Source organism: Yersinia sp. SCPM-O-B-9106 (C-191) (genome assembly GCF_026183365.1).
Lineage (GTDB): Bacteria > Pseudomonadota > Gammaproteobacteria > Enterobacterales > Enterobacteriaceae > Yersinia > Yersinia rochesterensis.
The window spans coordinates 2,394,928-2,408,397 of record NZ_CP110791.1 but is presented as its reverse complement, the minus strand read 5'-3'; the positions used below and the strand labels follow the sequence as shown (position 1 = coordinate 2,408,397).

Here is a 13,470-nt window from a genome sequence, read left to right as displayed (position 1 = left end):
CCTTGTGGCCGGGTTATTTGTAAAAGGCCATGTTGCGGCTGGGCAATGAGTGTTATTGGCGCGCGTGACTAAAGAATCGAGTGAAACTTCCCTTTTAAGCCAGATTAACCGCCTGATAAAAACCGTAATTTATGCAAATCATTAAAAATAGAACCGCGATCACGTAAAAATGAAACATCGTTTCTATAATTTGAGGTAGTATTAACCGAACAGGTTTTCCTGCGGGTAAATTTTAATTCTCTGATGATTTTAAGGACTTTCCGGATGGCTAAAGGTAAACAAATCCCCCTGACATTTCAGACTTATCAGGATGCCTCTACCGGTGCACAAGTGACACGGCTGACGCCTCCTGACGTGACTTGCCACCGTAACTATTTCTATCAAAAATGTTTCACCCGTGATGGTAGTAAGTTGTTGTTTGGTGGCGCTTTTGATGGCCCATGGAACTACTACTTGCTGGATCTTAATACTCAGGTGGCAACACAGCTGACAGAAGGGCGTGGCGATAATACCTTTGGTGGTTTCTTATCACCGGATGATGACGCGCTGTTTTATGTCAAAGATGGCCGCAATCTGATGCGTGTTGACCTCGCCACATTAGAAGAAAATGTGGTTTATCAGGTACCTGAAGAGTGGGTTGGTTACGGCACTTGGGTAGCAAATTCAGATTGTACTAAGTTGGTTGGCATCGAGATCAAACGCGAAGATTGGCAGCCCTTGACGGACTGGAAGAAATTCCACGAATTCTACTTCACTAAACCTTGCTGCCGCTTGATGCGAGTTGATCTTAAAACAGGTGAATCAGCGGTGATTTTGCAAGAAAATCAATGGCTCGGTCATCCAATTTACCGCCCTTATGATGACAACACTGTGGCGTTTTGCCATGAAGGCCCCCATGATCTGGTTGATGCGCGGATGTGGCTCATCAATGAAGATGGCAGCAATATGCGCAAGGTGAAAACCCATGCGGAAGGCGAAAGTTGTACCCATGAATTCTGGGTGCCAGATGGCTCAGCGCTGGTGTATGTTTCCTATCTAAAAGGTAGCCCAGATCGCTTTATCTACAGTGCAGATCCAGAAACACTGGAAAACCGACAATTGACCTCAATGCCAGCGTGTTCGCATCTGATGAGTAACTATGACGGCACGTTGCTGGTGGGCGATGGTTCTGATGCGCCGGTAGATGTGCAAGATGATAGCGGGTATAAGATTGAAAATGATCCATTCCTGTATGTTTTCAATCTGAAGAATGGCACTCAGCATCGTGTGGCTCGCCACGACACTTCATGGAAAGTATTTGAAGGTGACCGCCAGGTCACACATCCACATCCTTCCTTTACACCGGACGATAAGCAAATCCTATTTACCTCGGATGTTCACGGTAAACCGGCATTATATTTAGCCACATTGCCTGAATCGGTCTGGAAATAGTTGAGTTTTACACTAGCCTCTTTCATGGAAAGGGGCTAGTTTGCTGTCTGCAAGGCTAATATCTTATTATTCACATTGGTTTATTGCACAGTCTCGCGACTTCCCTTTATAATAAAACCACTGTTCTATTTTTTTTAAAACATATTGTTTTATCAAACACAGAAAATGAGTAGGGTAACCAAAAAATGGCTATTGCAGATTTAGATAAACAGCCCGACTCTGTTTCGTCGGTTCTGAAAGTTTTTGGCATCTTACAAGCCTTGGGTGAAGAGCGGGAAATAGGTATTACCGAGCTTTCTCAGCGTGTAATGATGCCTAAGAGTACCGTGTACCGCTTCCTACAGACCATGAAATCTTTGGGATATGTCGCACAGGAAGGCGAATCAGAGAAGTATTCCCTGACTCTGAAGTTATTTGAGTTAGGTGCTAAAGCATTACAAAACGTTGATTTGATCCGTAGCGCTGATATACAAATGCGTGAATTATCCAATGAAACTCGTGAAACTATTCACTTGGGTGCCTTGGATGAAGATAGCATCGTTTATATCCATAAAATCGATTCTATGTATAACCTGCGGATGCATTCTCGTATCGGCCGTCGTAACCCGCTGCACAGTACTGCCATTGGTAAGGTATTGTTGGCGTGGCGTGATCGCGGCGAAGTAGAAGAAATCTTGTCTCATGTCGAGTTTACCCGCAGCACCAAACACACGCTGGGCAGTGCAGCGGAACTGTTGCCGGTGTTAGATCAGGTTCGTGAGCAAGGCTTCGGTGAAGATATCGAAGAACAAGAAGAAGGTTTACGTTGCATTGCTGTGCCGGTTTTTGACCGTTTCGGTGTCGTCATTGCGGGTTTAAGTATTTCATATCCGACGTTGCGATTCTCTGAAGATAGCAAGAGTAATATTGTGAAATCTTTGCATCGCGCTGCACGTAATATTTCTGAGCAAATGGGCTATCGCGATTATCCTTTCTGAGGAAATCTCTTTTAGGGTAAATACTGTATAATTATTGGATATTTTAAGTCAGCTGTTAATTATAACTATTTATTCCTTCCTTCCCATATTCCAAACGGCTCCTCTCATCAGGAGCCGTTTTTTATTAGTATCATAGGTAATATCACCATCAACTAATTTATAGATATAAGTATTATCTGATGATATTACTTATCATTTGCACATACTGTTGACGAGCCATTTAATTTAGTGGGTTCACTATAACCGTGCTTAAGCATCATTACAGGGAGAAAAAGATGAGGAAGTTATTAAGCATAGGGTTATTACTGCTGTTGGCGGGCTGTAGTAACTCTCATCGTGATGGCTCGCATAAATTGATTGATCGTGGTGAGTATAAAGTGGATACCAGTATCCCTTCTGTTGCTCAAAATACGCGCGTGAGGTTTTTGGTTCTTCACTACACCGCAACAGATGATGCAGAATCACTGAGATTACTGACACAAGGTAATGTTAGCGCCCATTATTTGGTCAAAACACATCCAGATAACCTTGATGGTAAACCTATCGTTTTACAATTGGTTCCTGAATCTGAGCGCGCTTGGCATGCCGGTGTTAGCTATTGGCATGGGCGTAATAGCCTCAATGATACCTCGATAGGCATTGAAATCGTCAATAAGGGCTTTACTGAGAAGATGTTGGGTCGGCAGTGGTATCCGTACAACGAATCACAGATTCAATTGATTGAGCGGCTAACCAAGGACATTGTTGAGCGTTATAATATTGACCCAACGGATGTTGTTGCCCATAGCGATATTGCACCACAAAGAAAGTCAGATCCTGGGCCGTTATTTCCATGGAAGCGTTTAGCGGAACAGGGCATCGGGGCTTGGCCTGATGATGCGACGGTTACAAAGTATATTGATGGTCGAAATAAAAAGGATCTCGCATCTGTCGCCATTATCCAGCAGGCATTAGCGCGTTATGGTTATCAAATCCCCCAAAGTGGCGAGCTGGATGATGAGACCAAACACGTTATTGAAGCATTTCAAATGCACTTCAGGGCGCAAGATTTTAGTGGTGTACCTGATGTAGAAACGGAAGCAATTGCATTGGCATTGGTTGAAAAATATCGTCCCCTTCATCCTTGAGGCCGCAGGGGGTTAGTTGTTCTCAGTCTTTTAAAAACAAAAAGCCAGTCACAGATGACTGGCTTTTGAGGACTCATCAGCGATGTTTATTGATGGGCTAAATCGCCATCATCTTCACTGTTAAGAATGTCTTTATCTGTTTGTTTCATCAATTGGCTGGTAATCGTACCGGCAGTCATTGAGCCGCTGACATTCAAGGCGGTGCGCCCCATATCAATCAATGGTTCAACAGAGATGAGCAAAGCAACCAAAGTGACGGGCAAGCCCAACGCAGGTAATACGATTAGCGCGGCGAAAGTCGCGCCACCGCCAACACCGGCAACACCGGCAGAGCTGATGGTGACAATGCCGACCAGTGTGGCAATCCAGATTGGGTCAAGTGGGTTAATACCCACGGTTGGCGCAACCATCACGGCCAACATTGCAGGATACAAACCAGCACAGCCATTCTGGCCGATAGTCGCCCCAAAAGACGCGGAGAAACTGGCGATAGATTCTGGCACACCCAAGCGGCGAGTTTGTGCTTCCACATTCAACGGGATACTGGCAGCACTGGAGCGGCTGGTAAATGCAAACGTCAGCACAGGCCAAACTTTGCGGAAGAATTTCAGCGGGTTAATGCCAGTGAAAGACAGCAGCACGCCATGTACCACAAACATAATGGCCAAGCCGAGGTAAGAGGCAACAACAAAACTGCCCAGCTTGATAATGTCTTGGATATTAGAACCGGCAACCACTTTGGTCATCAAGGCCAGTACGCCGTAAGGGGTCAGTTTCATCACCAGACGCACCAGCTTCATCACCCAAGCTTGCAGGGTGTCGATAGCCACTAACACGCGTTGGCCTTTTTCTACATCATCTTTCAGTAATTGCAGGGAAGCTATTCCCAGGAAAGTGGCAAAGATAACCACACTGATGATTGAGGTTGGGCTAGCGCCGGTTAAATCGGCAAATGGATTTTTCGGGATAAAGGACAGAATCAGTTGAGGGACTGTCAGGTCAGTCACTTTACTAAGATAATTGCTTTCGATAGCACTCAAACGCGCTGATTCTTGTGTACCTTGCACCAGACCATCGGCCGTTAAGCCAAACAGATTAGTGACCAACACACCCACCAGAGCTGCGATTAATGTGGTGAATAGCAATGTGCCAATAGTCAATACACTGATTTTACCCAAAGAAGAGGCATTGTGAAGTTTGGCAACCGCACTTAAAATTGAGGCGAATACCAGCGGCATAACAATCATCTGCAGCAATTGCACATAGCCATTACCGACGATATTAAACCAAGTGATCGACTCTTTCAGTAGCGGATTATCTGAGCCATAGACCCATTGTAGCCCCAGACCAAATAGCACACCCAGCCCCAGACCGGCCAAGACTTTCTTGGACAGACTCCATTGTTTATGCCGGGTTTGTGCCAACAGTAATAGCAGTGCCACAAATAACAGCACGTTAATCACAAGCGGTAGGTTCATCCCCAAATCTCCAAATTATTATTTTAAATACTGGCCACATATTCTATGTCTATTTTTATCTAGAATAGAGCCACGCACAGGCAACTGCGCAAATTAGTCGCGTATGTTAGCAGTTACTTAGGAAGCTCACTTATACTCAAAAAGAATTTTATATAATTTTTTTACCTTATTTGTATGTAATTCATACAAATTGGGCATTATTCACACACTAAAATGTGATCATAATCTAAAATTCTTCAATTGCTCCATATAGGATTGTAGCGGAATAGTGGTGTCAGTTTGCCAATAGACGGAAAAACAAACTAATAGGACACATAATACGCGCTCTAATTGATTGCCTTTTTGTGGGCGTAATATTGGAACAGAAAAACGCCAACGGCATGGCCATAAAAGCGGTACTCCGGCAGGCGTAATCATATCGGCCAATAGATGGCTAAAATAGCCAATAATCATCGCGTGAAATGCATCCGCGGGGATAATCCAGTCACGAGAAATATCCATTTGAAAAAGCGCAATACCGCCGAATACCGCCAACAGGCTATGAGTAAACCCGCGATGACCAAATGCACGAGCAATAGGTGTTGATATCCACTTTAGTCGCTGACCAAGGATTGATTTGGGGTGATCAATATCTGGCAGCAGGGAAGTTAGCAGGGTGCCAGGGATAATATGCCACCAATCGCCATGCGCCAGTTCAGGGGTGAGGCCGACTTTCTTGGCAAAAATAACGCAGGCGACAGAAAAAATAAGGTGTCCTTCCCCTGTCATACTTGAATTCCGAATCTGTAGCTGTTGATTTATCCAGTATATGAGATTTTTAATGGCATGAATAGCCGTTACGCTGTAACTAAATGTCTCATTTTTCGTGGATTAAGGAAATGTCATTTAACCTGAGGTTTTGTAATGGAAATATCGGGTGTTGGGCTGAAATAGTGGCGTCAGACAGGGGCAACTTTGGAACGGCCATGGCTCACACTAGGGGGGGCTTAAAAAAGGGGAAAAGCAACTGGGAGTCAGCTTTTCCCCAAAGTCATACGGTAGGGCATAATTAACAAATAATGATGAGGGTACTAATAACTACAGATCTATTAACAACTACAGATCCATTAACAACTACAGATCTATTAACAACTACAGGTTTATTAATATCGACAGGTCTATTTACCCGGTCAAAATTAGAAGCTGTACTGCACACCTACGCGGTAACGAGTTTGGCGTTCGTCGGTTGCTTTACTACCAGGGACGTTACCGATAGCAACGTAGGGTTTCCAGCTTTTATCCCATTTGTAGGCGATTTTTACATCATGTGCCCATTCGTATTTTTCTTTATTTGCCAGAATTTCGTCTTCAGATTTCTTGTAGTTCAATTCATATTCAGCTGAATAGTCTTTCAAGAAATTATAAGCAAACAGCATGGTAAACTCATGGCCTTTCTCAGTTTTTTTAGTCTGAGCAGGTTGGTTACGTTTGTAATATGGGCGGTAACGTAGGGATGTTGAAAAATCATCAGTGAAAGCCACTTTACCGCGCACATATGGACGGTAATTATTGGAGTCAGAGGTTGAATCTAATGAGAATCCTGGTTCAACTTGGAAAGTTTTGTTGATTTTGTAAACATAGCTGGCAACGACTTCGGTGCCATTACTCACTTGTTCATTGAATGGTTTATTCGGAGTGGTGTCAGAACTGTGCTGGCCCCATTTCCCTTCTAAAGACAAGCCAAAGCCATTGGCAAAGCGGTTGGAAAATAGCAAACGATCTTTATGGTCAGATTTACTGGTGTCTTTCATTTCGTGCCGGTAGTCAATTGTTGTTGCAACAGAACTAAAGCTGATTACAGATGCCACTGCCAGAGTTAGTAATTTAAATTTCATTTTTATATAATCCCAGAGTTATGGTTATTTAAATCAAAATCAATTAACAATTCTATAAAGATCAACATACGACTAAAAATCAATTTCACGAACAAAGAAACAATGTTTCATTTATTGTGAATGCATATTCTATTTATATTAATAATTATTTTTGTGATCCAAGTCTGTGTTAGTGATTAATTTTTTAAACAGATATTAAATTGTGATGTCGATCTAATTGACTATTACTTTTTTTAAAACGAAATAACCCCGCCAAATTAATGGCAGGGTTTAATAGGGACTTAAGTTAAATTGGTTTATTAACGCATGGCACGTTTGAGAATACGGTCACCTTGTTTGTTAAAGTATTCTGCAGTTTCTTGTACAGTCTTCTGACCATAATCTATATATTGGATGGCATCACCGAATAGTGAAACAATCTGCGGGTCATCAAAGTATGGTGAAGTTGTCATTTTGTGTGGCAACTCCAATGCCATACTTAAACCGGCAACAGAAGGATCTTCATCTTTAATTACGCCGGTTTCGCGTAGTTGAGCCACCGCCGCTGCACTTAATGGTACGCCACGCTCCAGACCTAATGCTTCAATCCCTTCTGGGCTGTTCAACAAGAAGTTGATTAACATAGCACTTTCTTGTGGATACTTAGTTGATTTACCAATGGAAAGCATCTGCGCTGGTTTAAAGAATAAGCCAGCATCTTTTGCTCCTGGCAGCATCGGATATGGACCAAGCACCAGTTTAGCGGGTTTGGTCAAGTTATCAGAATACTTAGTTATAGTGGAGTTCCACATATAAGTACCTGCCCATTCACCATTAATCCACGGCTTCATTTCATACATATTACTCTTGCCGAATGAAGCATAGTATTTGGTAGATGGCATAACATGATTATCGACCATGGTTTTATACATGGTAAAGAATTCGACCCACTGTTCTGGCGTGTAGGCAAATTTCTTATTAGCTTCATCAATGGTTGGAATGTTGTATTTTTGTGTCATATAAGAGCGGATTAACGCTAAAGTATCTTGATGCTCTAATACTACTGGATAATATTGGTCACCCAGTTTTTCTTTAAATACTTTACCTGCAGCAAGCAATTCATCCCAAGTTTTAGGATATTCTACGCCAGCTTTAGCCCAGGTCGCATCATTGAAATAGAAGATACGTGCAGTCACTGAAATTGGAATGCCATTCAACTTGCCATTAACGGTAGTTTGTTTCAGTTCTTTAGGATCGAATTGTGATAAATCTAATTGTTCCTTAACACTAAACAAATTATAGAATCCGGTGCCGTCTTTAGAGAAAATAGGCAACCAGTTCCAGTTAGTTTGCATAACGTCAGGTTCAGTACCACCGGCAATTTGTGTCGTCAGACGAGATAAATGACCATCCCAGCCGGTATATTCTGCTTTAACATTAATATTCGGATGTTGTTTGTGGAATTCTTCTAATGCTTTTAATGTCACCTGATGACGGCCATTACCACCCCACCATGACATGCGTAAATTAACTTCGTCCTGTGCTGCAAAGGCTTGATGTGATAATAGTGCCAGAGTGGATGCTATTAGCGTGTGTAGGATCGCTTTTTTCATTGGGTACTGCTCCTGTTAAAGAGAGATATTTTTTTCTGTTTTTGCATCAAAGATATGGCATTTATCCATATCAAACTGGAAGTACACTGTGCGATGTAGACCATTTTCGATAATAGGGCGCGCTTCGTCAGACGGCAGACGGCAAGTCAGCTCAAAATCATCAACTTTGATATACATAAAGAATTCGTGACCCATGTTTTCCACTCGTACCAATTCACCTTGAGAGTGATTTTCAGTAAATGGATTCATAGACATGCTGACGAATTCAGGACGAACGCCAAAGAACACTTTTTCCCCGGCGTGGGCGGCAACTTTGGCTTGTTGTCTTGCATTTAATACTAAGGTGTATTGACCCACGGTCAGGCCAATTTCCCCGTCTTTTTCTACCAGCGTGCTCGGTTTGATATTCATTTCCGGCGCGCCAATAAAACCAGCAACAAACATATTGGTAGGGTAGTGATAGAGATTATCTGGAGTATCCACTTGCATAATGTGGCCCAGTTTCATCACACAGATTCGGTCACCCATGGTCATTGCTTCGGTCTGATCGTGGGTTACATAAACTGTGGTTGCTGCTTTACCGCTTTTTTTCAATTGCTTATGTAAGTCAGAGATACGAATACGCATAGAGGCGCGCAGTTTGGCATCCAAGTTTGATAAGGGTTCATCGAACAAGAATACGTCGGGCTTTTTAACAATGGCACGACCAACAGCCACACGCTGTGCTTGACCACCAGATAGCTGACGCGGCAAGCGGTCAAGCAAGTCTTCTAACTCTAAAATCTTTGCAGCTTCAGCAACTTGTGTTTCAATCTGGTCTTTTGGCAGTTTGCTTAATTTAAGGCCAAACGCCAGGTTCTCTTTTACAGTCATGTGCGGATACAGCGCATAGTTCTGGAACACCATGGCAATACCACGTGATTTCGGGGCCAGATTATTGACCACCCGATCACCAATTCGAACTTCACCATCACTGATGGTTTCCAGCCCGGCCAACATACGCAGGGTCGTGGATTTAGCACAGCCAGATGGGCCAACAATCACCATAAATTCGCCATCATGGATTTTCAGATCAATGCCATGAACCGCGCGAAAACCGTTGGAGTAAACTTTGCCTAACTTATTAAAAATGACTTCAGCCATGATAAATCCTCTATTAACCTTTAATTCCGCTGCTGGTTACGCCTTGCACGAAGTAGCGTTGAGCCAGGAAGAAAACAATGATGGACGGCAGAATGGAGATGCTCGCCATTGCCAGAATTTCGTTCCAAGGTGCGCCTTCGGTCACGTCAATTGACATCTTAAGAGCCAGCGCTATCGGGTACTTGTCTACGCTGTAGACGTAAATCAGTGGGCCGATAAAGTCGTTCATTGACCACATGAACTGGAACAATGCCACGGAAATAATGGCTGGCTTCAAGATTGGCACAACCACGTACCACAACACTTGGAATGAGTTACATCCGTCAATTTGTGCGGCTTCTTCCATGTCGCGAGGAACACCGCGCAGGAATTGGATCAACATAAAGACAAAGAACCCTTGTGTTGCGAACGCTAATGGCAGATACAGCGGCATATAGCTATTCAGCATGCCCATTTCACGGAACATGATGTATTGAGGAATCAATAACACAGTACTTGGCAGCAACATGGTGGTGATTAATGTTGCGAACCAGAATTTCTTCCATGGGATCTCAAAGCGTGCGAAACCATACGCCACGATAGTGGAGGAAATAATCGTCAGAATGACTTTCGGGATAACAAACTTAAAAGTGTTAAGCATGTAATGACCGAAATTATATTCTGTACCGGTTTTCCAACCGTTAACAAAACCATCGCTCGTTGGGTGTTCTGGCCATAATCCTAAAGTGGTGAAGATTTCATTATTAGGTTTAAAGGCGGCGGAAAACATCCACAGCAATGGGTAAAGCATCATCAGTCCGACAATAATCAAAACAATATAGCGGATAGCAGCACTGACTTTAGCTTTGCGTAATGTCCGGCTAATTTCTGCATCAGCGATATCCTGCGCCAGATCTAATTTCTTCTGGTTGGAGTTTTCGTGTACGTCAGTCATTTTTTCCTCCTTTATCGGCGGAGTAGAAGACCCAATATTTGGAAGATTTAAATGCAATTGAGGCAAAGAGGGCGACGACTAGGAATAATACCCAAGCCAGCGCAGCACCGTATCCCATATCAAAGTATTTAAACGCGGTATCATATATATAGAGCGAGAATAAATAAGTGTAATGGGTTGGCCCACCACCGGTGATGACATAAGGCGCGGTAAATTCTTGGAATGCCTGTGTGGTTTGCATAATAAAGTTGAAGAAAATAACCGGCGTAATCAGTGGCACGGTAACTTTCATGAACATTTGCCATTTTGAGGCACCATCTATCATGGCAGCTTCATATTGTGACTGCGGTACGTTCTGCAATGCGGCGAGGAAAATAACCATGGCAGAACCGAACTGCCAAACACGCAGTAATGTTACTGAAGTCAGTGCCAGCGCCGGCTCTCCCAGCCAGTTGACAGGGTCAAACCCAAATACCCCGATAAAACCATTTAACAAACCATCAATGGCAAATAGAGCACGCCATAACACCGCAATAGCTACGCTACTGCCGAGAATTGAAGGAATATAGAATGCGGTACGGAAGAACCCAATACCGCGTAATTTAAAGTTCAGTACAAAAGCAATCCCCAGAGCAAATGCCAGTTTTAATGGAATAGTCAGAAATACATAAGCGAAAGTCACTGCCATGGATTTCCAAAATAAATCATCTTCAAGGAACATATGACGGTAATTCTCGATCCCGTTGTAAACGGGAGGGTTCATTAAGTCATACTCAGTAAAACTGAGAAAGAAAGATGATACAAAGGGGAAAGCCGTGAATATTATCAACCCTATTATATAAGGTGATATATAGGCTAACCCCAGCATTCTGTTTTCATTCATAATGCTTACCTATTTTTAATAACATGAAAGATAAATAAAACTACTGATTCAAAAGTATCGGATAAATAAAATCGATGTCATACAGAGTGCGGCTTTCTCCGTTCACCTGATAATCTCCATGGATGTAACCACCATTGGTAATAAATTGAGGAACGGCTGCCAATTTATTTTGTTTGGCAGCAATCAAGGTCAATATTGCTAATGCAATCGGATTGTCGATACGAAAATAACGGTGCTGTGCTGATTCGACAAACAAGCCGCGATGATAATGCTGGTTAAATAGGTCATTCCCAATTTGCCAAGCCAATTCAAATAATTGTTTGCATTGGCAATGCTCGGCCAGTTCAACTAAGGCCAGTAGTAAAGACGGGGAAATCACTGTTTTTTTGTCATTGATTAGCACTGCGCGGCGTTCTTGTTTGTTTAATTCAGCCAACTGCCAGCGGTGCAGCAAAACCCCAATCAGATCGAATAATTCTTCGTCTTCACTGATTCGCCAGGCACGAACCAGCGGGAGCAGATAATCAACCTCTAATGGGAATGACGAAATAACCTGGCCTTTTGCGCCATAATAACCATCGCGTTGTAAGACATAACCGCTCATATCCTGTCCATCGTTCCATAACGGGCGCAATGTATTGCTCTCAACATCATAAGCGAAACGATAATAATTCTTTAACCCATCAATAACCCATTGCAGAACTTCCGCATCAGGTTGCTGGCGCAAGATATCCAACATTGCCAATGGGTTATCAATCAGCAATGGCCGCATATCACGGAACAAGACATTGGCTTCACGGGCAATTTCACCAAATTCAGGGCCAAATTGGCGTTTGGCTCGATCGCCATACCAGGATTGGGTCTGATTATCATCTGCCGGTATTGGCCGACGTTGTTGCGGCGAGCTGAACTGATAAACCGGTAATCCTGTTTCAGGATTACGGGCTAAGACGTATTGACGGTATAGATGTTTTCCCCAAGCAGCAGCTGCGATGTCACCCGTATACGCCGCATATTTATAAGCTGCGTAAATGAGGTCGGTACCGGCATTCACAAAGGTCAGGCCTTTAGTCTCCGGTAATTGTGGCAATGCTTCTGGTTTAACCACGTCATTGCGCACATGGGTGAAAACATGGGGGTCGCGTTGCTTGTCATAGCTACCATGACGGCCTAGGTCCAGTGTTTGCCAATCTTCGACATGGGCGTGCCAAAAACCTTGTAGGAAATTAAGCGTTTTCTCACGATCAACACTGAGCAATAAGTCGTAATAGGGCAGGTGATGTTTAAGTTCATGCACTTGCGCCTTTGATTCTGGGCCTTCAGTTTGTAAAGTGTCCAAATTCAGGAAGCGGTGACCACCCCAATAAAACAGCCCGCTCTGCTCATGAACACCTTTTTGCATGAAATAGCGGCTTTGTACCCGCGCTTGTTGATGATATTGCGGGTCTTGTGTGACCAGGCTGAGAGCATCCAACGTCCGTAGCCAGTTTTGTTGACTGGCGAAGTTAGATATCGGAATATTACGGCCATCTGGGAATTTCCAGGTCACAGGTTGGTGAGTCAAAACATCAAAGCCATCGGCCATTAGTGGGGTCGGGTTTTGATGACTATGGCTAACAGACTGGACTAATTCAACATAGCTACGGATAGCGCTGAGCCAGTTAATCATCACTGCGTCACTGTCTTTAATGTTACCGACAAAATTCATCACCATAACCCCATCATAGAAATATCTGGTCGGAACCGGTTTTAGGTTCCTTATAAATAGAAACACCGTTTCAATCTATTATATTTGTATTTACTGGCGAGTCATTGGGCGAATGACAAAAGTGTGATCAGAGTCGGAACGTTGTTTTGAATTTTTTATTTTTGCACTTTTTGACGGTTTTTTTAGCCGGTTTGCTTTGTTAACCAATTGATAAATAACCAATAAAAAAAGGCACAACAGAAGTTGTGCCCGAATGGAATTTTGAGCTGGAATATTGCGAATAACCGCAGTAAATAATCCTTAACTCAAATTGGTGATATTTC

The 13,470-nt window shown here is 43.2% G+C and carries 11 protein-coding genes; 3 read left to right on the top strand and 8 right to left on the bottom strand.

The window, feature by feature from the left end:
• The first annotated feature begins 264 nt into the window (after nt 1-264).
• The 3 genes from ogl (at nt 265) to OP863_RS11050 (ending at nt 3,535) form a co-directional block, all read left to right on the top strand.
• On the top strand, nt 265-1,431 hold the full coding sequence (gene ogl, locus OP863_RS11060) for an oligogalacturonate lyase (protein ID WP_038632518.1): 1,167 nt from the start codon (nt 265-267) through the stop codon (nt 1,429-1,431).
• 185 nt (nt 1,432-1,616) lie between these two features.
• Nucleotides 1,617-2,408: a DNA-binding transcriptional regulator KdgR gene (kdgR, locus tag OP863_RS11055; RefSeq protein WP_038632520.1), complete on the top strand. Its 792-nt coding sequence runs from the start codon at nt 1,617-1,619 to the stop codon at nt 2,406-2,408.
• Between the two features lie 275 nt (nt 2,409-2,683).
• Nucleotides 2,684-3,535, top strand: coding sequence for an N-acetylmuramoyl-L-alanine amidase (locus OP863_RS11050; RefSeq protein ID WP_038632522.1), 852 nt, complete (start codon nt 2,684-2,686; stop codon nt 3,533-3,535).
• Nucleotides 3,536-3,621: 86 nt separating this feature from the next.
• Here OP863_RS11050 and OP863_RS11045 read toward each other — a convergent pair whose 3' ends face one another.
• The 8 genes from OP863_RS11045 to OP863_RS11010 all read right to left on the bottom strand — a co-directional run bounded on the left by OP863_RS11045 (nt 3,622) and on the right by OP863_RS11010 (nt 13,147).
• Nucleotides 3,622-5,013 carry an L-cystine transporter gene (locus OP863_RS11045; RefSeq protein WP_038632525.1) on the bottom strand — a complete coding sequence of 464 codons (1,392 nt, stop codon included), beginning with the start codon at nt 5,011-5,013 and terminating at the stop codon, nt 3,622-3,624.
• A gap of 219 nt (nt 5,014-5,232) precedes the next feature.
• Nucleotides 5,233-5,781: a metal-dependent hydrolase gene (locus OP863_RS11040; RefSeq protein WP_145588203.1), complete on the bottom strand. Its 549-nt coding sequence runs from the start codon at nt 5,779-5,781 to the stop codon at nt 5,233-5,235.
• A gap of 407 nt (nt 5,782-6,188) precedes the next feature.
• On the bottom strand, nt 6,189-6,887 hold the full coding sequence (locus OP863_RS11035; protein ID WP_038632528.1) for an oligogalacturonate-specific porin KdgM family protein: 699 nt from the start codon (nt 6,885-6,887) through the stop codon (nt 6,189-6,191).
• Nucleotides 6,888-7,186: 299 nt separating this feature from the next.
• Nucleotides 7,187-8,479, bottom strand: coding sequence for an ABC transporter substrate-binding protein (locus OP863_RS11030; protein WP_038632530.1), 1,293 nt, complete (start codon nt 8,477-8,479; stop codon nt 7,187-7,189).
• Between the two features lie 15 nt (nt 8,480-8,494).
• On the bottom strand, nt 8,495-9,622 hold the full coding sequence (locus tag OP863_RS11025) for an ABC transporter ATP-binding protein (protein WP_038632531.1): 1,128 nt from the start codon (nt 9,620-9,622) through the stop codon (nt 8,495-8,497).
• Nucleotides 9,623-9,635: 13 nt separating this feature from the next.
• Nucleotides 9,636-10,556 carry a carbohydrate ABC transporter permease gene (locus tag OP863_RS11020; RefSeq protein WP_032821132.1) on the bottom strand — a complete coding sequence of 307 codons (921 nt, stop codon included), beginning with the start codon at nt 10,554-10,556 and terminating at the stop codon, nt 9,636-9,638.
• Nucleotides 10,549-11,439, bottom strand: coding sequence for a carbohydrate ABC transporter permease (locus OP863_RS11015; RefSeq protein ID WP_038632534.1), 891 nt, complete (start codon nt 11,437-11,439; stop codon nt 10,549-10,551). Before OP863_RS11015 ends, OP863_RS11020 begins: the two co-directional genes overlap by 8 nt.
• 40 nt (nt 11,440-11,479) lie before the next feature.
• Nucleotides 11,480-13,147, bottom strand: a complete 1,668-nt coding sequence (locus OP863_RS11010; protein ID WP_265525255.1) for a pectate lyase — start codon at nt 13,145-13,147, stop codon at nt 11,480-11,482.
• Between the last annotated feature and the right edge of the window lie 323 nt (nt 13,148-13,470).

Coding starts and splice junctions, on each gene's coding strand:
- kdgR (WP_038632520.1), top strand. CDS start 1,617: ATGGCTATTGCAGATTTAGATAAACAGCCCGACTCTGTTTCGTCGGTT.
- OP863_RS11010 (WP_265525255.1), bottom strand. CDS start 13,147: ATGAATTTTGTCGGTAACATTAAAGACAGTGACGCAGTGATGATTAAC.
- ogl (WP_038632518.1), top strand. CDS start 265: ATGGCTAAAGGTAAACAAATCCCCCTGACATTTCAGACTTATCAGGAT.
- OP863_RS11020 (WP_032821132.1), bottom strand. CDS start 10,556: ATGACTGACGTACACGAAAACTCCAACCAGAAGAAATTAGATCTGGCG.
- OP863_RS11030 (WP_038632530.1), bottom strand. CDS start 8,479: ATGAAAAAAGCGATCCTACACACGCTAATAGCATCCACTCTGGCACTA.
- OP863_RS11015 (WP_038632534.1), bottom strand. CDS start 11,439: ATGAATGAAAACAGAATGCTGGGGTTAGCCTATATATCACCTTATATA.
- OP863_RS11050 (WP_038632522.1), top strand. CDS start 2,684: ATGAGGAAGTTATTAAGCATAGGGTTATTACTGCTGTTGGCGGGCTGT.
- OP863_RS11025 (WP_038632531.1), bottom strand. CDS start 9,622: ATGGCTGAAGTCATTTTTAATAAGTTAGGCAAAGTTTACTCCAACGGT.
- OP863_RS11045 (WP_038632525.1), bottom strand. CDS start 5,013: ATGAACCTACCGCTTGTGATTAACGTGCTGTTATTTGTGGCACTGCTA.
- OP863_RS11040 (WP_145588203.1), bottom strand. CDS start 5,781: ATGACAGGGGAAGGACACCTTATTTTTTCTGTCGCCTGCGTTATTTTT.
- OP863_RS11035 (WP_038632528.1), bottom strand. CDS start 6,887: ATGAAATTTAAATTACTAACTCTGGCAGTGGCATCTGTAATCAGCTTT.